Below are 24,917 nucleotides of genomic sequence, written 5' to 3'. Positions count from 1 at the left end.
TCGCACACGCCCAATGGGCCATCTTGGTGGGTTCTCCCTAGCGCGAGCGCGGGATGTTTGGGCAGGATCAAGACCATGGATCTGCTCGACACCCTCACCGCCAAGGGCCTGCGCCGGGAACTCCCCACCAGGGACGAGGCACTCGCAGTTCTCTCCACCACCGACGACGAGCTGCTGGACGTGGTCGCGGCAGCCGGCCGGGTACGCCGGCAGTGGTTCGGACGCCGGGTCAAGCTCAACTACCTGGTGAACATGAAGAGCGGGCTCTGCCCGGAGGACTGCAGCTACTGCTCGCAGCGGCTCGGTTCCAAGTCCGAGATCCTCAAGTACACCTGGCTGAAGCCGGAGCAGGCCGCCGAGGCCGCCGCCGCCGGGCTGGCCGGTGGCGCTAAGCGGGTCTGCCTGGTGGCCAGCGGGCGCGGTCCGACGGACCGTGACATCGAGCGGGTCGCCGACACCATCTCCGCGGTCAAGGAGGCCAACGAGAACGTCGAGGTCTGCGTCTGCCTCGGGCTGCTCTCCGACAACCAGGCCGAGCGGCTGCGCGCGGCCGGTGCGGACGCGTACAACCACAACCTGAACACCTCCGAGGGCACCTACGGCGACATCGCCACCACCCACACCTACGCCGACCGGGTGGACACCGTCCAGAAGGCGCACGGCGCCGGACTCTCGGCCTGCTCCGGTCTGATCGCGGGCATGGGAGAGAGCGACGAGGACCTGGTGGACGTGGTCTTCGCGCTGCGCGAGCTGGGCTCGGACTCGGTGCCGGTCAACTACCTGATCCCGTTCGAGGGCACCCCGCTGGCCAAGACGTGGAACCTCACCCCGCAGCGCTGCCTTCGGATCCTCGCCATGGTCCGCTTCGTCTGCCCGGACGTCGAGGTCCGGATCGCCGGCGGCCGCGAGGTGCACCTGCGCACGATGCAGCCGCTCGGCCTGCACATCGCCAACTCGATCTTCCTCGGTGACTACCTGACCAGCGAGGGGCAGGCCGGACAGGCCGACCTGGACATGATCAAGGACGCCGGCTTCGTGGTCGAGGGCACCGACGAGGCGACCATGCCCCGGCACCGGGCCGACGTGGCGGGTGCGGGCTCCTGCGGTTCGGGCGGCGGTTGCCACCCGTGCGGCGACACCACCGCCGGTACCACCGCCGGCACCGCGGCCGACACGGTGACGGGCAGCGCGGACGAGGCCCCCGCCGGCGCGGCGGACGAGGCCCGCACCGACCTGGTCCGGGTGCGGCGCCGCGGAGCCGGCACCGAGCTGGCGCCGAACGCCTGAGGCCGCACGACCATGACACGGCTCTCCCCCAGCACCCCTCTCCCGGTCGACCGGCTGGTCGCGCTGGACCGGGCGCACGTCTGGCACCCATACTCGCCGATGCCCGGCAAGGCCACCCCGTACGTCGTCGAATCCGCCTCCGGGGTTCGGCTGCGGCTCGCCGAACCGGCGGGCGGGCACCGCGAGTTGGTCGACGGCATGTCCTCCTGGTGGGCCGCGATCCACGGCTACGGCCACCCGGAGCTGGACCAGGCCGTCCGCGACCAGCTCGGCCGGATGAGCCATGTGATGTTCGGCGGGCTCACCCACGAGCCCGCTGTCCGGCTGGCCGCCAGGCTGGTCGAGATCACTCCCGAACCGCTGCAGCACGTCTTCCTGGCCGACTCGGGCTCGGTGTCCGTCGAGGTCGCGATGAAGATGTGCCTGCAGTACTGGCAGTCGACCGGCCGTCCGGAGAAGCGGCGGCTGCTCACCTGGCGCGGCGGCTACCACGGCGACACCTTCCACCCCATGTCGGTCTGCGATCCCGAGGGCGGGATGCACCAGCTGTGGGGCGGGGTGCTGCCGCGCCAGCTGTTCGTCGGCGAGCCCCCGGCCGGCTTCGACGCCCCGCTGGACGCCGGCTACGCGGCCGAGCTCGCCGAGCTGATCGAGCGTGAGGCCGACGAGCTCGCCGCGGTGATCGTGGAGCCGGTGGTCCAGGGCGCGGGCGGGATGCGCTTCCACTCCCCCGAGTACCTGCGGCTGCTGCGCGAACTGTGCGACCGACACGGCGTTCTGCTGGTCTTCGACGAGATCGCCACCGGCTTCGGCCGCACCGGCGCGCTGTTCGCCGCCGAGCACGCCGGGATCTCCCCCGATGTGATGTGCCTGGGCAAGGCCATCACCGGCGGCTACCTGACCCTGGCCGCCACCCTGTGCACCGGCGAGGTCGCGAACGGCATCAGCAGGGGCGAGGTGCCGGTGCTGGCCCACGGACCCACCTTCATGGGCAATCCGCTGGCCGCCGCCGTCGCGAACGCCTCGATCGACCTGCTGCTGCGTCAGGACTGGCAGCAGGAGGTCAAGCGGATCGAGACCGGCCTGCGGGACTCGCTCGCGGGCGCGGCCGAGGTACCCGGCGTACGCGACGTGCGGGTGCTCGGCGCGATCGGCGTGGTGCAGCTGGACCACCCGGTCGACATGGCCGCGGCCACCGGGGCCGCCGTCCGCGAGGGCGTCTGGCTGCGGCCGTTCCGCGACCTGATCTACACCATGCCCCCGTACATCACCGGGGACGAGGACCTGGCGCGGATCGGCGCCGCAGTGACCGCCGCGGCGGTGGCGGGATGAGCGGCGACGAGACGGCCAACGGCACGGAGAGCAGCGACATGAACGGCATCGACGGCGTCCTGTTCGTCACCGGCACCGGCACCGAGGTCGGGAAGACCGTTGCCACCGCGGCCGTCGCGGCGCTGGCGCTGGCCGCCGGACGCACCGTGGCGGTGCTCAAGCCGGGCCAGACCGGGGTCGGCCCGGACGCGGCCGGCGACGTGGACGAGGTCTGCCGCCTGGCGGGCCCCGTCCACCGGGTCGAACTCGCCCGCTACCCCGAGCCGTTGGCACCCGACACCGCCGCCCGGCGGTCCGGGCTGCCCACGGTCGGCCCCAAGCGGGTGGCCGAGACCGTGGCCGAACTCGCCGAGCAGTACGACCTGGTGCTCGTCGAGGGCGCGGGCGGCCTGCTCGTCCGCTACGACGAGGAGGGCCACACACTCGCCGACATGGCCCTCGCCACGGCCGAACTCGGCCTTCGGCCAAGGGTGTTGCTGGTCGCGGCGGCCGGACTCGGCACCCTGAACGTCACCGCGCTCAGCGCCGAGGCACTGCGCGCCCGCCGCCTGGACCTGGCTGGTGTGGTGGTCGGGCGTTGGCCCGCCGAGCCGGACCTGGCCTCCTGCTGCAACCTCGCCGACCTGCCGGCCTCGGCCGGCGCGCCGCTGCTCGGCGTACTCCGGGAGGGCATCGCGGACGGCGGCTGCACCTCCTTCCGCTACCGTGCCGGCACCTCCCTCGCCCCCTCCCTCGGCGGGGGCTGGGACGCGACGGAGTTCACCTCCCGGCACCGGGTGGATTTCTGACGACCCACCAGGACGTTCGGCTCGGACTCCCGCTGTCCGTCCGGTTCGCTCTCCTGCCGCTCTGACGGCGGGAGAGCGAACGGCTTCCGGCTCGGCCCGCGTCAGACCAGCGCTTCCGCAAGCAGTTCCGCCGCCCTGGCGACCAGCCGGTCGTCGGCCGGTGCGTCGGCCGCGTTCCTGGTCGTCAGTACGGAGAGCACGATCGGGGCCCGGTCCTGCGGCCAGGCGATGCCCACGTCGTTGTTGCTGCCGTACTTCCCGGCACCGGTCTTGTCCGCCAGCGCCCAGTCGGCGGGCAGACCGGCCCGGAAGCGCTGCCCGCTGGTCGTGTTGGCCAGCAGCCATCCGGTCAGCCGGTCCCTGGAGCGGGCCGCGAGGGCGTCGCCGAGGGTCAGCCTCGCGTAGGTCCGGCCGATGGCGCGCGGGCTGGTGGTGTCCTCGACCCGCCACGGCTCGGCCGAGTTCAGCTCGGGTTCCCAGCGGTCGAGCCTGGTCGTCGTGTCGCCGACGGTCCGGCAGAACCTGGTGATCGCGGTGGGACCGCCGAGTTCGCGCAGTAGCAGGTTTCCCGCGGCGTTGTCGCTGTAGCTGATCGCGGCGGCGCACAGGTCGGCGACGGTCATACCGTCAGCGAGGTGCTCCGGCCGGCCGGTGACCGGCGCGTAGCCCGAGTCCGTGACGTCCTTCTCGGTGTACCGGATGCGCCTGGCGAGGTGGTCCCCGCTCTGGGCGAAGTCCCGCAGCAGCGCCGCGGCGGCGAGCGGCTTCCACACCGAGCAGATCGGGAAGCGCTCGTCCGCGCGGTACTCGACCCTCTCGCCGGTGGCCTCGTTGCGGGCGAACACCCCGAGCCGGGCGGCGTGTTCGAGTTCGAGCTCGCGCAGGCGCCCCGCGATCCCGTCCACGTCCCGCGGCGCCGCCTCCGCTCTGCCACCCGTGGAGACGACCGCGGTGAGAGCCGCCGCGGCCCCTATGGCGAGGAACTTCCGCCGGACCGGGCGGACTTGCGAGGATTTCTGCATCAGACCTTCCTCCATGACGTCACAGGTGCTTCTCCTTGCACTCACGCCATCGGGGCCATCGGCAGTTCCGCGTCCACCGTCCGCCGTCCGCCCGGAGTTCCGAGCGGACGGCGGACCGTCGGGACGGATCAGCGGGCACTGCCGAGGTTCCGGTCGGTCTCGGCACCGGCGAGCATGAGCGTGGTCTCCTCGATCCGGCGGAAGCGTCCGTCGGGCGCGAACTCGCCGAAGAGGTAGACCTCCATGCGCACGGTGGACCCGTCGGTCTTCGTCACGTCGACGGTGTGCCGGTCCGCGTACCGGTCACCGTCGACGAACTCCTCGTGCACGGTGATGGAGCCGCCGGCCACCACCTGGCGCAGGTGGGCGATGTGGGTGAGGAACCCGGCACGGTCGTCCCAGCGGCCATCGGTGCGCTGGCGGTAGTCCGGGGCGAAGTGCCGGTCCGCGGCCTGGTGCAGATCCAGCGCGGGGTTGAAGAGCAGGTCGGTCAGCGCAGTCGCGATGTCGGTACGGGACATGGTGATTCTCCGTTCATGCGGCGAGATGCGTGCTTGATGCACGCTTTTGAGAAGCATATCACCCGGATGCGTGCGCGTTGCACGCTATTCTGGAGACATGGCTACCAATGACGCAGGACCGAACGACACGGGACACGAGATCGCCGACGCACTGGGGCTGCTCCTCAGGCGGACCACGCGCGCCCGCCTCCACCACCAGCTGACCGAGGGCCTGGGGGAGGCGGTCGACGAGCTCACCTATCCGGTCCTCAGCGGCCTTGCCCGCACCGGGCCCATCAGTGCCGCCGACCTCGCCCGTGAAGCCGGTCTCGACCGCTCCAACGTGACCCGGCGCGCCGACCGCCTCGAACGAGCCGGTCTGCTGCGGCGCGAACCCGACCCCGCCGACCGTCGCGCCACCCTGCTCGTCCTGACCGAGCACGGCCACCGTATCGTTCGGACCACCCGGCAGCGGCTGGCCGCCCGGATCGAGGCCTCCCTCGACGCCTGGCCGGCCGAGGAGGCACGGACGTTCGCCCGCCTCCTCCAGCGCTTCGTCGAGGAGGGCCCCTTCGCCCCCTGACAGGGCCCCGCCGGCAGCCCGATGCCCGGCCCCGGCGGGACGGACCCGCCCCCGCCGCCGCGCCGGCCACCGCATCCGAACACTCCGGCCGGTCACTCCCACCCCGCGCCCGCCGCCGGACACCCCGCACGGGCCCGGCGCCTCACCCTCGGGCGCCGCCGCGTCCGTTCCGGGCATCGGCGATCCGGGCGGGGACCGCGCCGAGCCACCAGGCAGGGTCGGCGGTGTGGTCGGTGGTGCGTCCGTCGCGATGGACGTGGTGCCGCACATCCCGGCCCGCCTCGGCGAACTCGCCGTTCAGCGCCCGCTCCAGCCACTCAGCGCCGAAGCGGAAGACCTCTGCGGCCACCCCGCCCAGCGGGTGGAACTCGTTCTCGTAGACCCGCAGCTCCTTCGGGGCGGCGATCCGCTCGAAGTTCTCGATCGCCTGCTCCAGCGGGGTGAGCTCGTCGAACTCGCCGATGCCGTACAGGACCGGGCACTCGATGCTCCCGACCAGGTCGCCGAGCGGCATCCGCTCAGCGAGTTCGCGGTCGAAGGCCTGCTCGTCGGTGTAGCCGGCCATGTACATGTAGTTGTTCTTGAAGGTCGGCTGCGCCCGCTCGAAGATGGTCCGGAAGTCGCCGGTCACCGCCTCGAAGGCGGCCAGTGCCGCCAGGCGCCGGTCGGTGGCGGCTGCCCGCGAACCCCAGTATCCGCTCATGCTGATGCCGAACATGCCGATCCGGGCCGGGTCGACCTCGGGCAGCCCGGCCAGGTAGTCGAGGTAACGGCCGATCGCGCGCTCGTAGTTGGCCAGGTCCACGACAAGGCCGTTCGCCCGGCTCTCGCCCTGCCCCGGACCCTCGATCGAGAGCGCGACCATGCCGCGCGAGGTGTAGTAGCGCTCCGCGGCGTAGATGTAGTCCTCCTTGATCATGTCCATCCCGGGGCCGAGAATGACCGCAGGCGCACCCTTGACCTCCCCCGCCGGGAGGTGCAGCAGTCCGTGGATGCGGCCGCCCTCGAAGTCGAGGACCACTCGGCGGACCCGTCCGCCACGCAGGGCGCCGAGCCGCTCGACGCAGTGGTTGGCGTGCTCGCGCATCGCGGCCTTGCGCGGGTCGGACGCGTCGAAGACCGAGTACTGGGCCCGACCCCACATCACCGCGGCCCGGACGTACAGGTCGGCGGCCGTCTGCGCGAACCCTCCCCGCTCATGGTGCGCGGCGCGCTCCTCGGCCTGCCCGGCCACGGTGGCCCACGCCTTGGGAAGCATGGCACCGCTCTTGACCAGGGTGAAGACCTTGTCGAAGTCGGTGTGGTCGTGGCCGAGCTGCTCAAGGGTGCCCTTGGCTTCGGGGTGCAGCGCGTCGAAGCCACCCTGGGCGAGCGCGATGTCCAGGGCCCAGCTCTGGCCGGTCGATCGAACAGTCACGGCAGCCGTCCTCTCATGGGATGTGCGGAGCGCGTCCGGCGCACTCCGGCACTCAGCAGTTCGCTAAGTACTTAATCAATAAGTACTTAAGCTAAGCTCGTTGTCAACCCGCACGAGCCCGCGCCGGTACCGGGCCCATCACCACTGATCCATCAGACGGGAGAGCCGCAGATGACCGAACCCTCGGCCGCCGCAGCCCGCGAGCAGGCCCTAGACCAACTCGCCCGCGCCGCCTACAGCCTCAGCGCCGCCGATGCGCGGCTGCGCGGACGCGCCACCCGCACCCCCGGCGCACTCTCGCTCACCCACGCCCGCGCACTGCGGGTGCTCGCCGAAACCGGCCCGCTCTCGATCAACCAACTGGCCGCCGGCACCGAGACCACCGGAGCCGCCACCACCCAACTGGTCAACGGACTCGTCGCGGCCGGCTACGTCACCCGCGAACGCCGGCCGGACGACAAGCGGTCAACCCTGGTCACCCTCACCGACGCCGGCCGCGCCCGCCACCGGGAACGCCAGGACGGCCTGCTCCAGGCCCTGCACACCGCGCTCGCCCACCACGACGACGAAGCCCTGGGCACCGCCACCGACGTACTGCGCCGGCTCGCCGCCATCTACGACCAGCTGTGAAGGAACACGGTTCCCGTGCCGCCGGCGGCGGGCCCGCTCACCTCCGGACGCCCGCCCCGGACGCGGAGCGGAGCCGGACCTCTCACCAATCCCTCCGCCCAGGGAGCCGCGGCGGCTCGTGACGCCGTCGGGCCGTACGGCCGGCCAGGCGGACGCGGCGCTCCCGAAAAGCCGAACTCCCTTTGCGGGGAGGTGTGTTCCTCGCCAGCAGGTGAGTTCAGCGGTCCTGCGTGGGCACCACGGGCGCCCCGTCGAGCCGCCACACCGTGGTCGTCTTCACCGCCCGGTCCTCCAGGTCCGCCATCACCGGCACCTCGTAGGCGGCGAGGGCCCGGAACCGTTCCCTGGGCAGATACGCCCGTCCCGGGTCTCCGACCAGCACCAGCGCTCCCCGGGCGTGCGCGCGCTCCAGGAACGGCAGGAAGCGGCCGGCCATCGCACGCTCGTAGAACACGTCCCCGGCCAGCACCACCTCGGCGCCCGCACCGTCACCCTCCAGCAGGTCGGCGCACTCGGCGGTGACCGTGACTCCGTTCACCTCGGCGTTCAGCGCGATGGCGGCCACCGCGTAGTCGTCGATCTCCGCGGCCCGCACCGAGGTTGCCCCGCTCAGGGCCGCCGCGATGGCGACCACGCCCGAACCGGCCGCAACGTCCAGCACCCGCCTGCCCGCCACCGCCTCCGGGTGGTCAAGCACATAGCGGGCGACCGCGACTCCCCCGGCCCACGCGAACGCCCAGAACGGGGGCGGCAGTCCGGCCTCGCCCTTCGCCGCCTCGGTCCGCTCCCACAGTTCGATGGCCTCCTCGGCCTGGTGCAACCGGACCTCCGGTACGAACGGGACGGGGCCGAGGCTGGTCTGCTCCAACACAAAGGCCTTACCGGCCCGGGTGGTTGCGGTGGCACCGGACATGGCGCTCCCCTCTGCTCACAGCGGCAAGTGAACAGACCTTACCGCTGCGACAGGTGGCCCGGCCGGGCCCGACCGCCTGCCCGCCCGAGGTGCACACCCGACCCTCACCCGGTACGTACCGTTTCGATACCGACGCCGCCATGAGCTGGGGAAATGCTCGCCAGAGCGGTGACCGGCGAGTAGCATCCGGCTCACGCCCTCCGACGCCGTAACCCCGTGTCGCGCCGTCCGGTCGGCGGATGCTCGCTGGACGGTCGGGGGTCTGCGCGCACTCGGCACCGCGCGCCAGAGCTGTCGCGCGTACGCGGAAGGGCAGGGACTTGGCGGATCGGCTCACCGTGGGGGACTCCTCCCTGCTGCGACGGATCAACGCGGCGGTCACGCTGCGCACGCTGCGCGACGGCCGACCGGTCACGCTCACCCAACTCGTCGGCGACACCGGCCTGTCCCGGCCGACCGTCGAGGGGGTGGTCGAGGGCCTGATCGAGTCCGGCCTGGTCGCCGAGGTCGACCACACCCCCGCCAAGGCGCCGCCGGGAACCCGGCAACGCGGCCGCCCGGCCCGCTGGTTCCGCTTCCGCGCCGAAGCCGGACACGTGCTGGGCATCGAGATCGGCGTGCACGGCATCCGGGTGGTGGTCGCTGACCTGGCCGGCCAATTGCTCGGCGCCGCGGCCAGAAAGGTCGACGAGGCCCTGGACGCCGACGAGCGGCTCGGCGCGGTGCGCGCGATCGTCGCCGAGGTCCTGCGCAGCACCGGCGTCGCCCGCGACAGCCTCTGGGCGGTCGCCGTCGGCAGCCCCGGCATCGTGGACCGCGAGGGCACCGTCCGGCTCGGCACCGCGATGCCGGGATGGACCGGCCTGGACCTCGGCGCCCGGCTGCGCCGCTCCTTCCGCTGCCCGGTGATCATCGAGAACGACGCCAACCTGGCCGCCATCGCCGAACACTGGCAGGGCGCCGCCGTCGGCAAGGGCGACGTGGTCTTCGTGATGGCCGGGCTCAGCCCGGGCGCGGGTTCGCTGATCAACGGCAAGCTGCACCGGGGCTTCGGCGGTGCGGCCGGCGAGATCGGCGCGCTGCACCTGCTCGGCCAGGAGGCCACGCCCGAGCGGCTGCTGTCCACCACCGGCAAACCGCTGGACCCGCTGGACGAGGCGGCGGTGGCCCGGGTGCTGCGACTGGCACGGGAGGGCGATGAGGTCGCCCGGGTGGCGATGGACCGGTTCCTGCGGCGACTGGTGCACGACGTCGCGGCCCTGGTGCTGGCCCTGGACCCGGAGATGGTGGTGGTCGGCGGCTGGGCGGCCGGCCTGGACGGCGTACTGGAGCCGCTGCGCGAGCAGTTGGCGCTCTACTGCCTGCGCGCGCCGGAGGTGGCGCTGGCGGCACTCGGCGAGGAGGTGGTCGCGATGGGCGCCCTGCGGGTCGCGCTCCACCACGTCGAGGAACAGCTCTTCGCGGTCGACCCGCCAGGGGCCGGTGCGCGGTAAAGGGGCGTTGCCCGGCCGCCGGGCCGGACATGCCAGGGGCCTACGCGTGGCCAAAGACCCGTCAGGCCCGGCCGGCTGAAGTCCCCTGCCGCTCGGCGTAGTTCACCGCACCCCGGGGTCCACCTGCCGCCCCCGGGGGTGCGCTTCGGTACGGCTCAGGAGGCGGTACGGATCGCGCCCGCCTGGACCGGGGTGACCTCGACCTTGCCGGTCTCGCCGAAGGTGAGCTTGCAGGTGTCCGCCCGGTAGGTGCAGAGCGCGAGGGCGACCAGCCGGCCCGCCACCGCGTACTGGGTGGTGACCACCAGGACCGGGGTGCCGGGCGGACGCTCCAGCAGGGCGGCCTCCTCGGCCTCGGCGACACCGAGTTCGACCGAGCGGGACTCACCGTCCACACCGAGCCGCTCCAGCTGCCGGAGCACCGACTTCGCCCGGTCCTGCTCGGCGGTACCGCCGACCACGTGCGGAACGGCGGGGAGGTGCGGCACGGCCGACTCCGGCACGTGCAGCGACTCGGCGGCCATCGTCCGCCCCTGCACCACCCGCAGCCGGCGCACGGTGTGCACGGTCTCACCCACTGGGATGCCGAGCGCCAGGGCCAGCTGGGCGGAGGCGGGGGCGCTCACGCAGTCCACGGTGCGCCAGATCGGGCCACCGGCGGATCCGGGACCGTTCTCGGCCGGGCCGCCGACCGGACTGCCGACCGGGATGCCGACACGGGGCGCGGCGATGAGGGTGCCGATGCCGCGCCGGCGGACCAGTCGTCCCTCCAGCTCCAGCTGGTCCAGTGCCTGCCGGAGGGTGGCGCGGGCCACGCCGAACCGGGCGGACAGCTCACGCTCGTTCGGGATGACCTGGCCGGTGGAGAACTCCGCCTCGATGGTACGGAGCAGCACCGTGCGCAGGTGCCAGTACTTGGGCTCCGGTGCTGCCGTCGGCTGTCCTTGCCCCACCGTGTCCTCCACCCTGAAGGACCTCGCAGCGACCCCGTGCCCGGTCTTGTGGCAGGTGGGAGGGGCAGGCTTTATCAGTCCTTCTTTATTAAAGGTCTTTGCAGTAAGCGACCCTAGGGGGTGCCCGAGGAGATGGTCAAGACCAATGCAACCGCACACGTCCTTCTCATCGGGCCTTCGTCCGGGCCGGTGCGGCCGGGAGCGGTCGCTCGCTGCGACGGGAGCCGGACGGATACCCTTCCCCGGTGATCGTGGTGACGAGTGTGAATGTGAACGGCATCCGGGCTGCTGCCAAGAAGGGCTTCCTGAAGTGGCTGGCGGCCACCGAGGCGGATGTGATCTGCCTGCAGGAGGTGCGCTCCGAGCCGGAGCAGCTGCCCGCCGAACTGCGTGACCTGTCCGGCTGGCACGCCCTCTGGGCACCGGCCACCGCCAAGGGCCGGGCCGGGGTGGCCGTGCTCTCCCGGCAGGCTCCGGAGCGCACGGTGATCGGCTTCGGCTCGACGGAGTTCGACGCCTCGGGCCGCTACGCCGAGATCGACCTGCCGGGGCTGACGGTGGCCAGCCTCTACCTCCCGTCCGGCGAGGTCGGCACCGAGCGCCAGGAGGAGAAGGAGCGCTTCATGGCGGAGTTCCTCGTCCACCTGGTCCAGCTGCGCGAGCGGGCCGCGGAGGACGGCCGCGAGGTCGTGGTCTGCGGCGACTGGAACATCGCCCACCAGCCCGCCGACCTGAAGAACTGGAAGGCCAACCAGAAGAACGCCGGCTTCCTCCCGGAGGAACGCGCCTGGCTGACCCGGGTCTTGGACGAGGGCGGCTACGTCGACGTGGTCCGCCGCCTGCACCCCGACCAGGACGGCCCGTACAGCTGGTGGTCCTACCGGGGCCGCGCCTTCGACAACGACAGCGGCTGGCGAATCGACGCACATTTTACAACGCCGGGGCTGGCTGGCAAGGCCCTCTGGGCGAAGACCGAGAAGGCCGCGACCCATGCCGAGCGCTGGTCCGACCACGCACCGGTCACCGTGGCGTACGACATCTGACCCCAAGCCGCAGGCAGTGGCCGGCGGTCCCCCGTGCAGCGCCGGGCCGGCCGCCGGCGCGGTCTCGGAAGCCTGCCGGTAGACCTTGCGCCTGGTGCGCTCGATGCACCTGCTCCACCGAGCCGTCTGTGGTCCCGCCACCAGCGCCGCCGGATTCATCTCCCTCATCAACCGCCGACCAGAAGAACGCCAACACCTGGGTCGCCGGCGACCAGCAGATCTCGAGAGAGAAGAACGACCTCGCCATCCGCAACGGCAGCAACGTCGAACAGGCGGCGCCGCGGAGCGGGGGGCGGACCGCACGTCGGTGACGACGGGGTACGACCACCCCTCATATCCCCCCGCCTCCGCTGGTGGTGTGCTTACCGACGAGGCACACCGCAAACCGGGCGCCGTCGAAGACCAGCCGCGCGCCCTCAGCCGCCAACCTGGAGACGGCCGACCACACCGGAGGCACTGGCGCATGCCCGCCGCGGAGGCCGCGGCGCTCGACCTGCCCACCGGGCTGCCCGAGTCCAAGCGCAATGATGTCCTCGACATCCGACACGCTCGCCGCGTAGCCCTCAATCTGTCTACGGCCACCTCCTCAAGGACTCCGCCGACGAAGCCGTCAAGGCACTCGCCTCCGCACTCGATCAGGCGGATGCCCAGGTAGCCGAGCACGGCGAGCCCACGCGCCGCGCCGGCTCGCTCGGAGACGTACGGGACAGCTGCGCCGAGGGCGGCCTCGATCGCCCAGTGGTTCCCTGGCATAGCTCTCTCGTCGACGGGGCGGTGCAGCGTTCAGCGCCTGAAGGTGCCGAACGTCGGGAGCATCACCACGACCGCCTCCACCGGGAGGCATCCCTGTTCGGTGCGGTCGAGTTGCCGGATCAGGACGGTGTCTCCTCGGCGAGTTCGAGGAGTTGGTGGCCCTGGTTCTTGAGTGCGGTCGGCTGGGCGGCCAGGCGTGGTGGTAATGCCGGTCTGGGCATGACAGATCTCCTTCACCGCGTGCCGAAGGAGGTGGAGGTGGTGGGTGTTCCGGGACGTCGATCTGCGGTTCCTGCGTCGAGGCAGGTGCCGCAGGTGCCGGTCAGCTCGACGGTGTGCTGGACCCCCCTGAAGCCGGATGTTTCGGCGACCTGGTCGGCCCAGGTCTCGACCACGGTGGAGTCCACCGGGAGGCTGAGGCCGCACTGGCGGCAGATCAGGTAGTGCCGGTGGTCTCCGTCGGCCCGGTAACGGAAGAGGCGTTCGCCGTTGGTGTCGCGCACGACGTCGGCGCGGCCCGCCTCGGCGAGGGCGGTCAGGGTGCGGTAGACGGTGCTCAGGCCGACCCGGGAGCCGGCCAGCACCAGTCGGGTGTGGAGGGCCTGGGCGCTGACGAACTCCTCGCACCCGGCGAGGGTCTCCAGCACCTCGGCACGCTGCGGGGTCGGCCGGCCGATCACCTCGACACCGTCCGCCGGTGGCCGGGGCGGCCTGCGGACGGCGCGCCGGTCCGCGGCCGTTGCTGCACCGGCCCCGACGCGGGTTACTTGGCTGCCCGGTTCCATGTGCGCGCCGGTCAGGCCGCTGCCGTACGCAGGGCGCGGTTCGGGCGGACGAGGAAGGTGGCGGCGTAGACGGCGCTCGCGGTGGCCATGATGGCGAAGCTCGGGGGCAGTTCGGGCGCCTCGGCGCTGAGCAGCAGGCCGCCCCACGTCTCCGCGACGGCGAGGGCGGCGGACAGCGCGAGGGCGCGGAACGGCCGGTCGGTGAGCCGGATCGCCGCCCCTGCCGGGGCCGCGAGCAGGCCGAGCAGCAGCAGCGAGCCGACCGCCTGGGTCGCCTCTCCGGCGCAGGCGCCGACCAGTGCGAGGAAGGCGAGGCCGAGCACCCGGACCGGGACGCCGCGTGCGGCGGCCACGGCCTCGTCCAGGGTGGAGAACAACAGCGGTCGGGCGATCAGCAGCACCGCGACGCAGATTCCGGCCGCGGTCAGCACCGCGAGCGTGGTCTGGCCGCTGCTCAGCCCGAAGATGGAGCCGAAGAGGACGCTGGTGCCCGCGCCGCCCCGGGCGGCGCTGCGGGAGGTGGTGTAAATGGTGAGGAAGAACGCGCCGAGCCCGAGGATCCAGGCGAAGACGCTGCCGATGACCACGTCGTCCGGCCGTCCGCGGCGGCCGAGTCCACCGAGCAGCAGGCCGACGCCGACGGTCGCGGCGAACAGGCCGAGCCGCAGGTCGTACCCACCTGCGAGCGCGGCCATCGCGCCGGTGAACGCGACGTGGCTGAGCGCGTCGCCGGTGAAGATCTGCGCTCGCAGCACCAGGAAGTAGCCCACCAGACCGCAGGCCAGCGCGATGAACGTCCCGGCCAGCAGCGCGTGTTGGAAGAACGCCTGGGTGAGGACGGCGGTCATGCCACACCTCCGGTCGCAATGGACGTCCGGACTCGGCCGAGTGCCTCGCGCCCCAGACGCAGCAGGTGGGCCAGGACGTAGCCGGTGAAGGCGAAGGCGGTCACGAAGAAGCCGAGCGGGTAGGGCTGGTAGTAGGCCGCGATCAGGCCGGCCCAGCAGGCGGCCAGACCGAGCAGGACCGACAGCGCCAGACTCAGGGCGGGCCGTGCGGTGAGCTGTTGAGCTGTGGCAGCCGGTATCACCATCAGCGCGAACACCAGCAGTGTGCCGGTGATCTGGCTCGCCTCCGCGGTCGCCGCCCCCAGCAGCACCAGGAACAGCGTGGACAGCAACCGCACCGGGACCCCGCGCCCGGCCGCCACCTGCGGGTCCACGGAGGCGAACAGCAGGGGACGCCCGATCACCGCCAGCACGACCAGCACCAGGACGCCGACGATCGCCAGGATCACCACCTGGCCGGTGGTGATGCCCAGAAAGTCACCGAACAGCAGCGCCGTCGGCCCCTCCAGCAGACCCTTGTACAGGCTGATGAACAAGTAGCCGCAGGCCAGCGCGAACGCCTGAACCGTCCCCGCGACGGCCGACTCCTCCGCGCCGCTCTCCCGGCCCTTGCGCCCGAGCGCCGCGATGACCAGCGCGGCGGCCAAGCAGAAGCCGAAGTACCCCAGTGAGAGGCTGAACCCGGCCAGGGTGGCCAGGGAGGCGCCGGGGAAGGCGGCCACCGACAGGGTGTGCCCGGCGAAGGTCTGCCGGCGCAGCACCATGAACCAGCCCACGACCGCGCAGACCACCGCCACGACCGCGCCCGCCCGGAAGGCGTTCACCATGGACAGGTAGGACCACATGTCCTGGAAGTCGTTCAGCAGGTTCCAGGAGAAGACCGGCGACGCGGCGTCAGAGGCCAACTGCATGGCCGCCTCCCGTCCCGTGGTCGGCGTGCCGGTCGCTGTGCCGCGCCGGCGCCTCCGGCTGGCCGACCACCACCAGCCGCCCGCCACTGGTGCGCAGCACCTCGACGGGCGTGCGGTACAGGCGGGTCAGCGTCTCTGAGGTGATCACCTCGGCCGGTGCCCCGGCGACGGCGCCGCCCTCGGCGATGTAGACCACCCGGTCGAGGTGGTGGAGTATCGGGTTCACGTCATGGGCGACCATCACCACCGACACGCCCTCCTGGTGGCAGATCCGGCCCAGCAGCGCGGCGATCGCGCTCTGGTTGGGCAGGTCGAGGCTGTCCAGGGGCTCGTCCAGCAACAGGACCTGCGGACGCCGTACCAGCGCCTGGGCGATCAACAGGCGCTGCTGCTCACCGCCCGAGCACTGGCCGATCGGCCGGTGCGCGTACCCGGACGCGCCCACCAACTCGACCACCTCCGCCACGCGTTCACGGGCCGCCCGCCGCTTCGCGCGGCCCAGGGCCGGGACGGGGATCCCCCACCGATCCCCGTCCAGGCCCAGCCTCACCACGTCCACGCCGCGGATGCGCACACTCGCGTCGAAGCTGCGCCGCTGCGGCAGGTACCCCACGGCCCGGTTGTGCTCGCCCGGCGCCCCGCCGAGCACGCGTACCTCTCCGGCCGCCGGCAGCAGCCCGAGCAGCACCTTCACCAGGGTGGACTTGCCGACCCCGTTGGGGCCGAGGACAGCGGTGAACTCCCCTGTCCCCACGGTCAGATCGACACCCGACCACAGTGTCCGCCCGCCGACCCGCACGGCCGCGCCGCGCAGCGACAGCACCGGCTCTGCGACCGGTGACGACTCGGGGACCGGGGCCGCGTGGCCTTGGTCCGATCGGACCTTCTCGGTCGGGTGGATGCTCACTTGCCCGTCGCCGCCTTCAGCGCGTCCGCGATGCCCTGCAGCTGCTGGGTCTGCCAGTCCTGGAAGGTGGCGTTCGCGGGGGCGAGGGTCTCGGTCACGGTGGCGACGGGGATGCCCTGCTTCTTGGCCGCGTCGACCTGCGCGGCCACGTCGGGGGTGGAGTTCTGGGAGTTGTAGACGTAGATCTTGATCTGCTTGCCGTTGATCTGCTGGTCGATGGTCGCCTTGTCGGCCGAGCTCGGGTCGGTGCCCTCGCTCATCGCGTCCAGGAAGGTCTCGGGGGTGAGCATCTTCAGGCCCAGGCTCTCGGAGAGCGGCGTGACGATCGACTCGGAGGCGCCGATCGGGGTGCTGGCGTACTTGGCCTTGATGTCGGCTTCCAGCTGGTTGTACCGGGCCAGCGTCTTCGTGGTGAACGTCGTCTTCTGCTGGTCGTAGTAGGCCGCGTCGGCCGGGTCTATCTTCTTGTAGTCGGCGGTGATCTGGTCGATCACCTTGGTCACGCTCTCCGCCGAGTACCACTGGTGCGGATTGTCGCCCTCCTTCTTGCCGAGGAGGTCGCCGACCTTGAGCGCGGTGCGGCTGCTCGCCGGGTTGGCGGCCAGCAGCTTGTCCGACCAGGCGTCGTAGCCGATCCCGTTGGTGATCGCGAAGTCGGCGCCCGCCACGGTACGGCCGTCGGCGGCGGTGGGCTCGTAGGAGTGCGGGTCGGTGTCCGGGTTGGTGATGATGCTGGTCACCTTGACGTGGTCACCGCCGAGCTGGGTGGCGATGCTGCCCCAGAAGTTCTCCGCCGCCACCACCTGGATGACCTTGCTGCTCCCGCCGCCCGCCGAGGCGTCCGAACTGCTGGTCTTCGCGGTCGAGGAGGTGGAGCAGGCGCTGGTGGCCGCGAGCGCGGCGACGGCGGCCGCGCTCAGGACGAGCCGGACGGAGGGTCTGCGGACGGGGCGGAGCTGGACGGCGCACATGGCGTGGGGACTCCTCAACAACCTGCGGACCCCGCGAAGGGCCCGGCTCTGCTGGACAGGAGAAACGCTAGTCGGAAATGATTTTCAACATCAAGGCCGATTGGTGTTGGGATGAAAATCATTACCGAAGTTTGACTCCATGCGCGGCCAGGCAAAGGGCGAGCCATGCCACCAGCGGCCTCCGGTACGCTTCCGCCCCACCCCCGCCGAGCAGCAACTGGCCCCGGAGACCGAGAGCCGTGACCGAAGAGACCACCACCGCCGAACGGCCGGCCGCCGCCTCACCCGGGTACGCCCATGAACCCGAACGGGCAGGCCCTGGCAGATGGCTGGGCCTGCTGGCACGCATCGTGGGCGGCCTGGTCGTGGCCGGCATCTGCCTCCCGGTCATCGGCACGGCGGCACTTGTGGTGGCGCCCGACCTCCTCGACCGCCTCGACGCCCCCGCCTTCCAGGCGTGGCGCACCGTGCTGGTCGCCGTGGCGCTCCAGGGAATGCCGTTCCTGCTGCTCGGAACGGTGGTGTCGGCCGCGATCGGCGCATTCGTCCCGGCGCGGGTCCTCTCCCGGCTGCTGCCGGGCAACCCCGCGCTCGCCGTGCCGGTCGCGGGCGCGGCGGGGGCGATCCTGCCGGGGTGCGAGTGCGCCTCCGTACCGGTCGCCGCGAGTCTGATGCGGCGCGGCGTGGCGCCCGCGGCGGCACTGGCATTCCTCCTGTCGGCACCCGCCGTCAACCCGGTCGTGCTGGTCGCGACCTCGATCGCCTTCCAGGGTCGGCCGGAGATGGTGCTCGCGCGGCTGCTCGCCTCCCTTGCCACATCGATGGTGATGGGCTGGCTGTGGATCCGGGCGGGCCGCCCCGAGTGGCTGCGGCTGCCACCCGCCACCGCGGACCACGAAGGGGGAGGCAACCGTGTGGACGCCTTCCGGCGCGGGCTGCAGCACGACTTCCTGCACGCCGGCGGGTTCCTGGTCCTCGGCGCGGCGGCCGCGGCGACCTTCAACGTCGCGATGCCGCCCTCGGTACTCCACGCGTTCGCGGGCTCCCCGTGGCTGTCGGTGGCGTTGCTCGGCGCACTGGCGGTGGTCCTCTCGATCTGCTCCGAGGCCGACGCGTTCGTGGCGGCCTCGCTCGCCGGGTTCTCCCCCACCGCCCGGCTCGCCTTCATGGTGGTCGGGCCGATGGTCGACCTCAAGCTGATCGCCCTGCAGGCCGGTACCTTCGGACGATCCTTCGCCGCCCGGTTCTCCGCCGCGACGTTCGCGACCGCCGTCCTGTGCAGCGCACTGGTGGGATGGTGGCTGCTGTGAGGCGGTTCCTTCCGGGCGCGCTGCTCGTCCTGACCGGCGGCGCCCTGCTGCGGGTCAGCCTGCTGAGCGACCTCTACCTGCGGTACGTCAAGGAAGGGCTCCGGCCGTTCCTCGTCATCTGCGGCGCCGTCCTCGTCCTGCTGGGCGTGACCGACGCCCTCCTCCGCCTGCGCGGCCCTGCCGCCAATGCCGACACCGGACACCCAGGACACGACAAGGACGACGACGACGGCCACGGCCACCCCCACGACCACGGGCACGGACACGGACACGCCGGCTCGGGCCTGAAGACCGCCTGGCTGCTGGCGGTACCCGCAGTGCTGCTGCTCGTCGCTGCCCCTCCGGCGCTCGGCTCCTACACCGTCGCCCGCGACGGGTCCGGCGCGATCGCCAGGCGGGCCGACTTCCCCCCGCTTCCCCCGCAGGGCACCCTCGCCCTCTCGCTGACCGACTTCACCACCCGCGCCGTCTGGGACGACAAGGAGTCCCTCAGGGGCCCGCACCGTCCGGCTCGAAGGATTCGTCACGCCCAGGCCCGGCGGAATCTGGCAGCTCAGCAGGGTCATCGTGAGCTGCTGTGCCGCGGATGCCCGGGTGGTGGAGGTGGAGATCCACGGCGTCGGCACCCCGCAGGCGAACACCTGGGTCACGGTGACCGGCGGGTGGCGGCCCACCGCCGGAAAACGGGTGCCCGCGCTCGACGCCACCGACCTGACGGTCATCCCCCAGCCGAAGAACCCCTACCGGGACGCCCCGCCGGATCCGAACACCCAACCGAGCGCAGCGGCCACGCCGTAGCCGCACGTCGACGGCCGGCTACGGCTGCCCGGACGAGGAGCCGGACCGAGCCCACCGCGCGGCCGGCCCGCCGCGCCTTCCACGGGGCGGGCCGACAACCGCCCAGCGGGCTTCAGGACTTGAGTGTCAGCAGACCGCGCTCGTAGGCGCGGACCAGGTTGCGCGGTACCAGGTGCTCGCGGCCGTCGACGGTGATCGGTACCAGCTGGGGCGTGGTCGCCTTCCACTGGGCTCGGCGTATGGGCCCCTCCTGCCCGCTGGCGGGCAAGGAGGGAGGGTGTTGCTGCGGGACATCTTCCGCTTGGGTACGGCCATGAGGGCTTCCTCCTGTGTTGTGGTGGTGGCTAGTTGAGGTGCTGGTGGTCGTGATCGTCCTGGAGGGCGTACTCGTCCCACTCCGGGAACGGGTCCTCGAAGGCCGTCCAGGCGTGCGGTCCGGCCGCCTGCTCGGCGTCGTCCAGGAGACAGTCGGTGAGCGCGGCGCGCAGTTCGTCCTTGCGGAGCCCGGTGCCGATGAAGACGAGTTCCTGGCCGCTGTGCGCCTGATCGTCATTCAGGTCGGTCAGGTCGGTCAGGCCCGTGGCGTCGGTCAGTCCGGTCAGCGCGGTGAGGCCGGTCCGGCCGGTCGCGGCTGAGCGCATCCCGGAGGGTTCGAAGCGGGCGACGGAGCCTGCCTGGGACCACAGGCCGGTGACGGCCGGCCGGGAGGCGAGCCAGAAGAAGCCCTTGGAGCGCAGCACCGTGCCGAACTCGCCCGCGTCGAGGCGCTCGCCCACCAACTCCCAGAGCCGGCCGGGGTGGAAGGCGCGTTCGGCGCGGAAGACCAGGCTGGTGATGCCGTACTCCTCGGTCTCCGGCACGTGGTCGCCGTTGAGTTCGGCGACCCAGCCCGGGGCCTCCTGGGCCTTGGCGAGGTCGAAGAGGCCGGTGCCGAGGAGTTCGGCGGGCGGGACGCGGCCGCCGGTCGCGCGCACGATGCGGGCGGCGGGGTTGAGGCGGCTGAGCGCGGCGGCGAGGCGGTCGGCTTCGTCGGCGGTGACCAGGTCGGTCTTGTTGAGGACGAGGACGTCGGCGAACTCCACCTGGTCCATCAGCAGGTCGCTGACGGTGCGTTCGTCGTCCTCGTACTGGTCGAGCCCGCGTGCGGTCAGTTCGTCGCCGCCGCGCAGTTCGGGCAGGAAGCCCGCTGCGTCGACGACGGTGACCATGGTGTCCAGGCGGGCGATGTCGCCGAGGGTGGCGCCGTCGTCGCGGGCGAAGGCGAAGGTCGCCGCGACCGGCATCGGCTCGGAGATGCCGCTGGACTCGATCAGCAGGTAGTCGAAGCGGCCGGCCCGGGCGAGGCGGTCGACCTCCTCCAGCAGGTCGTCGCGCAGGGTGCAGCAGATGCAGCCGTTGGTCATCTCGACCAGGCGCTCCTCGGTCCGGGAGAGCGTCCCTGCGCCCTCGCGGACCAGTGCGGCGTCGATGTTGATCTCGCTCATGTCGTTGACGATGACCGCGACCCGCAGACCCTCCCGGTTGTTCAGGAGGTGGTTGAGCAGGGTGGTCTTGCCCGCGCCGAGGAACCCGGACAGAACGGTGACGGGGAGCCTGACATCAGCCGGGGCCGGGGCTGACAGCAGCTCGGTCATCGTGCGGCCTGCTGCGAGCCGGAGCCGTACGGGAGCAGCGCCATCTCGCGGGCGTTCTTGATGGCCCGGGCCATCGCTCGCTGCTGCTGAACGGTGAGGCGGGTGACACGGCGGCTGCGGATCTTGCCGCGGTCGGAGATGAACTTCCGCAGCAGATTGGTGTCCTTGTAGTCGATGTAGGTGATGCGGGCCTCGTGCAGCGGGTTGGGGCGAGGCTTGCGGTCCCTGCGGGCGGCGGCGATCTTGGCCACGGCGGGTTCTCTCCTTCAGGTCAGTGCGGGTCGGAAGGTTCAGGCGACGGGGTCGAGCAGGTCCTCGAAGGCGTCCGGCATGGCTTTCCAACCGGGCTCTCCGGCCGCGAGTTCGGCATCGGTGAGCAGGCAGGAGTCGAGCAGTCCGGTGATCCCGTCCACGTCCAACCCCTCGGCGGTGAAGCTCAGTTGCTGGATCCGGTCGCCGTGGACGGAGTCCCAGTCCAGGGCGGCGGCGGCCCGGCGCGCGGGCGGGTAGAGCTCCCACACCGCGTCCGGCAGCGAGACCAGCCACGGCCCGCACTCCTCCACGGCGAGGTTGGCCCCGGCCGCGTCCCAGGCGAGCATCAGGTCGGGGCGATTGGCGAGCCAGAACCGGCCCCGGCTGCGCTGCGCGGCCGGGACGAGCTGCTCCAGTGCCTCGTGCAACCGGGCCGGATGCAGCGGCCGGCGCCGCTCCCACACCAGTGTGGCCACCCCGGCTTCGTCGGCCTCCTGCGGCAGCAGGGCCAGCGCCGGGTTGACCCGGTCGCGCGCGGCGGCCACGTCGAAGCCCGCGAGCGCCGCGCGGACGAGTGCGCCGGTGCCCAGCCGTACGGCGCGGGCGGTCGGGTGGAGCTGGCGCAGCATCGCGATGCCGGCGTGCAACTCAGGCGCCCCCGCAGCTTGGTCGGAGTGGGTGAGGGCCAACACGTCGGCGTACTCGATCTGGTGGGCGAGCGCTTCGGCGACCGTGCGTTCGTCGTCGGCGCAGGTGTGCAGGTGGTGCTCGGAGAGTTCGTCCGAGACCGAGAGTTCCGGGACGAGCCTGAGCGGGTCCACGGCGGTGACCACGCCGACGACCTCCACCACCTCGCGCATGCAGCGGTCGCCGACCTCACCGCCCGCGATGACCTCGACCAGCGGGTGCGGGTCGCTGCCGCCCCACAGCTCCACCACCGCGAGGCGGTGGCGTCCGGCTTCGGCGATCCGCAGCAGTTCGGGCAGCAGGTCCTCGCGCAGCGCGCAGCACGGGCAGTCGTTGGTGAGTGGCAGGTCGACCCCGCCGAGCGGGCCGGACGTGTCCCAGACTCCCCGGTACACGCGGCCCTCGCCCGCACGGGTGAGGTCGTGGTGCAGGACCACGGCGCCCTCGTGGTCGGCGAGCAGTTCCAGGACGGCCTGGCGGCGCTCGGCCTCGTGGAGGCCTCCGACCACCACCACGGGCAGCAGGCTGTGTTGGGACACGGGTCTTCCTTTCCGGGGACACCGCACCGGCGTTGCGCCGGTCGAGCGGCTTGGTGGTCACGCCCCGGGCCGCGCGGCCCGGGAGAGATCGCGCGGCGCGGGACGCGACCGGCTTGTGGGTGGGTGTTACCAGCTGGCCTTGCGGACGCCCGGGAGGAACCCGGCGTGCGCCTGCTCGCGCAGGCCGATGCGGGAGAGGCCGAAGGCGCGGAGGTAGCCGCGGGGGCGGCCGTCGACCGCGTCGCGGTTGCGGACCCGGGTGGCGCTGGCGTCGCGCGGCTGGCGCTGCAGCTCGGCCTGAGCGGCGAGGCGGTCCTCGGGCGAGGTCGCCGGGGCGGCGATCAGGCGCTTGAGCTCGGCGCGGCGCTCGGCATAGCGGGCGACGATCACGCGTCGCTGCTCATTCTTGGCGATCTTGCTGCGCTTGGCCATCAGACCTTCTCCCCACGGGCACGCAGCCGGGCAACGGCCTTCTCGATGCCGAGCTTGTCGACGGTCTTGATGCCTTTCGCGCTGAGCGTCAGCCGGACGAACCGGTTCTCGCTCGGCAGCCAGTAGCGCTTGGTCTGGATGTTGGGGTCGAAGCGGCGCCTGGTGCGGCGGTGCGAGTGAGAGATGGCGTTGCCGAACCCGGGCTTTCGGCCGGTGAGCTGGCAGTGGGCGGACATGGCGACTCCGTGTCGGTCAGGACAGGGGCGGCGGACGGGAATGCCGAGCCGGCCGCGAACGTTGAACCGACACTAGCAGGTAGATGAAAACGAAAACCATTACGCTATGGTTAGGCCAACGTCCCGACACGCCATGGAGGAGAACACCGATGGCCCGCAACGAACTGCGCCCGATCATCAAGCTCCGCTCCACCGCAGGAACCGGCTACACCTACGTCACCCGCAAGAACCGCCGCAACGATCCCGACCGGCTGGTCCTGCGCAAGTACGACCCCGTCGCCGGCACGCACGTGACGTTCCGCGAAGAACGCTGACCCTCCCCACCCTCCTGGAGATCACCATGAAGTCCGGCATCCACCCCGAGTACCGCCCCGTCGTCTTCCGCGACAAGGCCGGCGGCCTCGCCTTCCTCACCCGCTCCACCGCCACCAGCACCCACACCGTCGACTGGGAGGACGGCAACACCTACCCCGTCATCGACGTCGAGATCTCCTCCGCCAGCCACCCCTTCTACACCGGCACCGCCCGCGTCCTGGACACCGCAGGCCGCGTCGAGCGCTTCCAGCGCCGCTACGGGCTCGCCGGCACCAGGCCCGGCACGGCGAGCTGATCTCGCGTCAACTCAACCGGCACATAGGGGAGGAGTGAGAGATGACCGCGCAGGGCAGGCCGCGCCGGCTGCCCGTCACCGTGCTCGGCGGCCTCGCCACCGGCGTACGCGACTGCGCCGCCGACCTGGCCCGCATCGAGGCGCCGGGGCTGGCGGTACTCGCGGTGCGGGTCAACTCCCGTGGCCGAACGGCCTCCTGGTCCTGGCGACTGTACGAGCGCTCCGGCCCGGTGGACGGCGGCACGGTGACGCCCTCCCGCCCGTGCTCCTCCCATCTGCTGCCGCCGGCCCTCCTCCCCGTCCTGCTGCGCGCGGCCCGCACCGGCCGCCACCGGCACCTGCTGCTCACGCTCCCGCCGGGCATGCAGGCGGACCTGGTCGCCCTGGGCCTGCTGCACGCCCGCGCCCGCGGGCAGGCACTCGCCGACCACGTACGGATCGACACGGTCGCCGCCGCCGTCGACCTGTCCCGGATCGAGGACGACCTCGGCGGCGGCGACCGGCTGCTGGACCACCAACTCGGCCTCGGCCCGGACGACCGGCGGACCCTCGCCGAGACCGCAGCCCGGCACCTCGAAGCCGCCGACGTCGTGGTAACCGCCAGCATGAACGACCCGGATCCCGCCGCCTCCGCACGCGCCGTCGCGCTGGTGCACCACCTCGCCCCGCACGCCTCCATGGCCCACGTCTGCCACGATCCCCTGACCGGCGCGCTCCGCCTGCCGGACCTATCGCCGCTGGTCGGCGGGAACCTCTTCGACGCCGACCGGGTCCGGGACCGGCACGGACCGCTCCCCATCCCCCGTCAACCTCGCCGACCGGAGTTCGGAGTCCGCACCACACACTGGTCGTCACGACGACCCCTCCACGCGCAACGCCTGCACGACACGCTCGAACAGATCTGCGCAGACGTCATCCGAGGACGCGGCCACCTATGGCTCGCCAACCGGCCCCACTCCATCCACCGATGGGAATCCGCCGGCGAACACCTGGCCATCGAAACGTCCGGTACCTGGCTACCGGAACAGGAGGACAGCGCCTGGCGCTCCGCCTCCCCGCAACGCCGCACCTTCGCCGCCCTGCTCTGGGACCCGTACTACGGCGAGCGCCGCTGCGGACTCACCCTCACCGGCATCGACCTCGACGTCCCCGCGCTCCACCACCTACTGGACAGCTGCCTGCTCACCGACGCCGAACTCGCCCTGGGCATGGAACGATGGCAACTGTCCGACGACCCCTTCGCCGCCGCCCTGGGGGCCGACCCGCCGCGTTAACGACACACT

General features: G+C 72.0%; 27 protein-coding genes and 1 pseudogene. 12 read left to right on the top strand and 16 right to left on the bottom strand.

The window, feature by feature from the left end; all coding sequences use genetic code 11:
- Positions 1–75: 75 nt before the first annotated feature.
- The 3 genes from bioB to bioD are packed head-to-tail and all read left to right on the top strand — an operon-like array spanning position 76 to position 3,407.
- Positions 76–1,287: a biotin synthase BioB gene (gene bioB, locus ACZ5ON_RS27105; RefSeq protein ID WP_465597973.1), complete on the top strand. Its 1,212-nt coding sequence runs from the start codon at positions 76–78 to the stop codon at positions 1,285–1,287.
- Between the two features lie 12 nt (positions 1,288–1,299).
- Entirely contained in the window at positions 1,300–2,619 is a 1,320-nt protein-coding gene (locus tag ACZ5ON_RS27100) for an adenosylmethionine--8-amino-7-oxononanoate transaminase (RefSeq protein ID WP_465597970.1), read from the top strand.
- Positions 2,616–3,407 (top strand): dethiobiotin synthase, encoded by a 792-nt coding sequence (bioD, locus tag ACZ5ON_RS27095; protein ID WP_465597967.1) that lies wholly within the window; start codon positions 2,616–2,618, stop codon positions 3,405–3,407. Before ACZ5ON_RS27100 ends, bioD begins: the two co-directional genes overlap by 4 nt.
- Positions 3,408–3,508: 101 nt before the next feature.
- Here the strand turns inward: bioD and bla are convergent, their stop codons facing one another.
- Positions 3,509–4,429: a class A beta-lactamase gene (gene bla, locus ACZ5ON_RS27090; RefSeq protein ID WP_465597965.1), complete on the bottom strand. Its 921-nt coding sequence runs from the start codon at positions 4,427–4,429 to the stop codon at positions 3,509–3,511.
- A gap of 128 nt (positions 4,430–4,557) precedes the next feature.
- Positions 4,558–4,950 carry a nuclear transport factor 2 family protein gene (locus ACZ5ON_RS27085; protein ID WP_465597962.1) on the bottom strand — a complete coding sequence of 131 codons (393 nt, stop codon included), beginning with the start codon at positions 4,948–4,950 and terminating at the stop codon, positions 4,558–4,560.
- Between the two features lie 97 nt (positions 4,951–5,047).
- On the opposite strand from ACZ5ON_RS27085, the gene ACZ5ON_RS27080 reads away from it, so the two are divergent.
- On the top strand, positions 5,048–5,512 hold the full coding sequence (locus ACZ5ON_RS27080; protein ID WP_465597959.1) for a MarR family winged helix-turn-helix transcriptional regulator: 465 nt from the start codon (positions 5,048–5,050) through the stop codon (positions 5,510–5,512).
- A 142-nt stretch (positions 5,513–5,654) separates the two neighbouring features.
- Here ACZ5ON_RS27080 and ACZ5ON_RS27075 read toward each other — a convergent pair whose 3' ends face one another.
- The gene (locus ACZ5ON_RS27075) at positions 5,655–6,929 is read right to left on the bottom strand and encodes an alpha/beta hydrolase (protein ID WP_465597957.1); all 1,275 of its coding nucleotides are present in this window, start codon (positions 6,927–6,929) and stop codon (positions 5,655–5,657) included.
- Positions 6,930–7,100: 171 nt separating this feature from the next.
- Here ACZ5ON_RS27075 and ACZ5ON_RS27070 point away from each other — a divergent pair, with 171 nt between their 5' ends.
- Complete coding sequence (locus tag ACZ5ON_RS27070; RefSeq protein ID WP_465597954.1) at positions 7,101–7,559, top strand: MarR family winged helix-turn-helix transcriptional regulator; 459 nt, start codon at positions 7,101–7,103, stop codon at positions 7,557–7,559.
- A gap of 217 nt (positions 7,560–7,776) precedes the next feature.
- Here the strand turns inward: ACZ5ON_RS27070 and ACZ5ON_RS27065 are convergent, their stop codons facing one another.
- Positions 7,777–8,472, bottom strand: a complete 696-nt coding sequence (locus tag ACZ5ON_RS27065) for a class I SAM-dependent methyltransferase (protein WP_465597951.1) — start codon at positions 8,470–8,472, stop codon at positions 7,777–7,779.
- A gap of 320 nt (positions 8,473–8,792) precedes the next feature.
- On the opposite strand from ACZ5ON_RS27065, the gene ACZ5ON_RS27060 reads away from it, so the two are divergent.
- A complete protein-coding gene (locus ACZ5ON_RS27060; RefSeq protein ID WP_465597948.1) occupies positions 8,793–9,965 on the top strand; it encodes an ROK family protein in 1,173 nt (390 codons plus the stop codon).
- Between the two features lie 155 nt (positions 9,966–10,120).
- On the opposite strand, the gene ACZ5ON_RS27055 is transcribed toward ACZ5ON_RS27060, so the two are convergent.
- Positions 10,121–10,918, bottom strand: a complete 798-nt coding sequence (locus ACZ5ON_RS27055; protein ID WP_465597945.1) for a GntR family transcriptional regulator — start codon at positions 10,916–10,918, stop codon at positions 10,121–10,123.
- Positions 10,919–11,163: 245 nt separating this feature from the next.
- Here ACZ5ON_RS27055 and ACZ5ON_RS27050 point away from each other — a divergent pair, with 245 nt between their 5' ends.
- Complete coding sequence (locus ACZ5ON_RS27050) at positions 11,164–11,961, top strand: exodeoxyribonuclease III (RefSeq protein WP_465597942.1); 798 nt, start codon at positions 11,164–11,166, stop codon at positions 11,959–11,961.
- Positions 11,962–12,947: 986 nt separating this feature from the next.
- Here ACZ5ON_RS27050 and ACZ5ON_RS27045 read toward each other — a convergent pair.
- The 5 genes from ACZ5ON_RS27045 to ACZ5ON_RS27025 form a co-directional block, all read right to left on the bottom strand.
- Positions 12,948–13,394: a Fur family transcriptional regulator gene (locus tag ACZ5ON_RS27045; RefSeq protein ID WP_465597939.1), complete on the bottom strand. Its 447-nt coding sequence runs from the start codon at positions 13,392–13,394 to the stop codon at positions 12,948–12,950.
- Between the two features lie 116 nt (positions 13,395–13,510).
- Positions 13,511–14,347 carry a metal ABC transporter permease gene (locus ACZ5ON_RS27040; protein ID WP_465597937.1) on the bottom strand — a complete coding sequence of 279 codons (837 nt, stop codon included), beginning with the start codon at positions 14,345–14,347 and terminating at the stop codon, positions 13,511–13,513.
- On the bottom strand, positions 14,344–15,258 hold the full coding sequence (locus ACZ5ON_RS27035) for a metal ABC transporter permease (RefSeq protein ID WP_465597934.1): 915 nt from the start codon (positions 15,256–15,258) through the stop codon (positions 14,344–14,346). Before ACZ5ON_RS27035 ends, ACZ5ON_RS27040 begins: the two co-directional genes overlap by 4 nt.
- On the bottom strand, positions 15,242–16,165 hold the full coding sequence (locus ACZ5ON_RS27030) for a metal ABC transporter ATP-binding protein (RefSeq protein ID WP_465597932.1): 924 nt from the start codon (positions 16,163–16,165) through the stop codon (positions 15,242–15,244). Before ACZ5ON_RS27030 ends, ACZ5ON_RS27035 begins: the two co-directional genes overlap by 17 nt.
- Positions 16,162–17,136, bottom strand: coding sequence for a metal ABC transporter solute-binding protein, Zn/Mn family (locus ACZ5ON_RS27025; protein ID WP_465597930.1), 975 nt, complete (start codon positions 17,134–17,136; stop codon positions 16,162–16,164). Before ACZ5ON_RS27025 ends, ACZ5ON_RS27030 begins: the two co-directional genes overlap by 4 nt.
- A 239-nt stretch (positions 17,137–17,375) precedes the next feature.
- Between ACZ5ON_RS27025 and ACZ5ON_RS27020 the strand changes: the two genes are divergently transcribed.
- Together ACZ5ON_RS27020 and ACZ5ON_RS27015 are read left to right on the top strand one after the other, a co-directional pair.
- Complete coding sequence (locus ACZ5ON_RS27020) at positions 17,376–18,446, top strand: permease (protein WP_465597928.1); 1,071 nt, start codon at positions 17,376–17,378, stop codon at positions 18,444–18,446.
- 543 nt (positions 18,447–18,989) lie between these two features.
- Positions 18,990–19,244 (top strand): TIGR03943 family putative permease subunit, encoded by a 255-nt coding sequence (locus tag ACZ5ON_RS27015; protein WP_465598087.1) that lies wholly within the window; start codon positions 18,990–18,992, stop codon positions 19,242–19,244.
- A 112-nt stretch (positions 19,245–19,356) separates the two neighbouring features.
- On the opposite strand, the pseudogene ACZ5ON_RS27010 reads toward ACZ5ON_RS27015, so the two are convergent.
- The 6 genes and pseudogenes from ACZ5ON_RS27010 to rpmB all read right to left on the bottom strand — a co-directional run bounded on the left by ACZ5ON_RS27010 (position 19,357) and on the right by rpmB (position 23,024).
- Positions 19,357–19,559 (bottom strand): annotated as a pseudogene (locus ACZ5ON_RS27010) (large ribosomal subunit protein bL32).
- A 29-nt stretch (positions 19,560–19,588) separates the two neighbouring features.
- Positions 19,589–20,878 carry a GTP-binding protein gene (locus ACZ5ON_RS27005; RefSeq protein ID WP_465597926.1) on the bottom strand — a complete coding sequence of 430 codons (1,290 nt, stop codon included), beginning with the start codon at positions 20,876–20,878 and terminating at the stop codon, positions 19,589–19,591.
- On the bottom strand, positions 20,875–21,129 hold the full coding sequence (gene rpsR, locus ACZ5ON_RS27000; RefSeq protein WP_465597923.1) for a 30S ribosomal protein S18: 255 nt from the start codon (positions 21,127–21,129) through the stop codon (positions 20,875–20,877). Before rpsR ends, ACZ5ON_RS27005 begins: the two co-directional genes overlap by 4 nt.
- A gap of 39 nt (positions 21,130–21,168) precedes the next feature.
- The gene (locus ACZ5ON_RS26995) at positions 21,169–22,356 is read right to left on the bottom strand and encodes a CobW family GTP-binding protein (RefSeq protein WP_465597920.1); all 1,188 of its coding nucleotides are present in this window, start codon (positions 22,354–22,356) and stop codon (positions 21,169–21,171) included.
- Positions 22,357–22,482: 126 nt separating this feature from the next.
- The gene (gene rpsN / locus ACZ5ON_RS26990) at positions 22,483–22,788 is read right to left on the bottom strand and encodes a 30S ribosomal protein S14 (RefSeq protein ID WP_465597917.1); all 306 of its coding nucleotides are present in this window, start codon (positions 22,786–22,788) and stop codon (positions 22,483–22,485) included.
- Positions 22,788–23,024, bottom strand: coding sequence for a 50S ribosomal protein L28 (gene rpmB / locus ACZ5ON_RS26985; protein ID WP_465594146.1), 237 nt, complete (start codon positions 23,022–23,024; stop codon positions 22,788–22,790). Before rpmB ends, rpsN begins: the two co-directional genes overlap by 1 nt.
- Before the next feature lie 149 nt (positions 23,025–23,173).
- Between rpmB and rpmG the strand changes: the two genes are divergently transcribed.
- Genes rpmG through ACZ5ON_RS26970 form a run of 3 tightly spaced genes read left to right on the top strand, consistent with a single transcriptional unit; the run spans position 23,174 to position 24,908 of the window.
- Complete coding sequence (gene rpmG / locus ACZ5ON_RS26980) at positions 23,174–23,338, top strand: 50S ribosomal protein L33 (protein WP_030289191.1); 165 nt, start codon at positions 23,174–23,176, stop codon at positions 23,336–23,338.
- A gap of 26 nt (positions 23,339–23,364) precedes the next feature.
- A complete protein-coding gene (locus ACZ5ON_RS26975; protein WP_465597912.1) occupies positions 23,365–23,634 on the top strand; it encodes a type B 50S ribosomal protein L31 in 270 nt (89 codons plus the stop codon).
- Positions 23,635–23,675: 41 nt separating this feature from the next.
- Positions 23,676–24,908, top strand: a complete 1,233-nt coding sequence (locus ACZ5ON_RS26970; RefSeq protein WP_465597909.1) for a GTP-binding protein — start codon at positions 23,676–23,678, stop codon at positions 24,906–24,908.
- Positions 24,909–24,917: the final 9 nt, after the last annotated feature.

Source organism: Kitasatospora sp. NPDC032150 (assembly GCF_055579945.1).
This window is presented reverse-complemented; position numbering and strand designations above follow the sequence as displayed.

Bases quoted from the DNA above. Each gene is read 5' to 3' on its own strand.
- bioB (WP_465597973.1), top strand. From the start codon at position 76: ATGGATCTGCTCGACACCCTCACCGCCAAGGGCCTGCGCCGGGAACTC.
- ACZ5ON_RS27100 (WP_465597970.1), top strand. From the start codon at position 1,300: ATGACACGGCTCTCCCCCAGCACCCCTCTCCCGGTCGACCGGCTGGTC.
- bioD (WP_465597967.1), top strand. From the start codon at position 2,616: ATGAGCGGCGACGAGACGGCCAACGGCACGGAGAGCAGCGACATGAAC.
- bla (WP_465597965.1), bottom strand. From the start codon at position 4,429: ATGCAGAAATCCTCGCAAGTCCGCCCGGTCCGGCGGAAGTTCCTCGCC.
- ACZ5ON_RS27085 (WP_465597962.1), bottom strand. From the start codon at position 4,950: ATGTCCCGTACCGACATCGCGACTGCGCTGACCGACCTGCTCTTCAAC.
- ACZ5ON_RS27080 (WP_465597959.1), top strand. From the start codon at position 5,048: ATGGCTACCAATGACGCAGGACCGAACGACACGGGACACGAGATCGCC.
- ACZ5ON_RS27070 (WP_465597954.1), top strand. From the start codon at position 7,101: ATGACCGAACCCTCGGCCGCCGCAGCCCGCGAGCAGGCCCTAGACCAA.
- ACZ5ON_RS27065 (WP_465597951.1), bottom strand. From the start codon at position 8,472: ATGTCCGGTGCCACCGCAACCACCCGGGCCGGTAAGGCCTTTGTGTTG.
- ACZ5ON_RS27040 (WP_465597937.1), bottom strand. From the start codon at position 14,347: ATGACCGCCGTCCTCACCCAGGCGTTCTTCCAACACGCGCTGCTGGCC.
- ACZ5ON_RS27035 (WP_465597934.1), bottom strand. From the start codon at position 15,258: ATGCAGTTGGCCTCTGACGCCGCGTCGCCGGTCTTCTCCTGGAACCTG.
- ACZ5ON_RS27025 (WP_465597930.1), bottom strand. From the start codon at position 17,136: ATGTGCGCCGTCCAGCTCCGCCCCGTCCGCAGACCCTCCGTCCGGCTC.
- ACZ5ON_RS27005 (WP_465597926.1), bottom strand. From the start codon at position 20,878: ATGACCGAGCTGCTGTCAGCCCCGGCCCCGGCTGATGTCAGGCTCCCC.
- rpsN (WP_465597917.1), bottom strand. From the start codon at position 22,788: ATGGCCAAGCGCAGCAAGATCGCCAAGAATGAGCAGCGACGCGTGATC.
- rpmB (WP_465594146.1), bottom strand. From the start codon at position 23,024: ATGTCCGCCCACTGCCAGCTCACCGGCCGAAAGCCCGGGTTCGGCAAC.
- rpmG (WP_030289191.1), top strand. From the start codon at position 23,174: ATGGCCCGCAACGAACTGCGCCCGATCATCAAGCTCCGCTCCACCGCA.
- ACZ5ON_RS26975 (WP_465597912.1), top strand. From the start codon at position 23,365: ATGAAGTCCGGCATCCACCCCGAGTACCGCCCCGTCGTCTTCCGCGAC.
- ACZ5ON_RS26970 (WP_465597909.1), top strand. From the start codon at position 23,676: ATGACCGCGCAGGGCAGGCCGCGCCGGCTGCCCGTCACCGTGCTCGGC.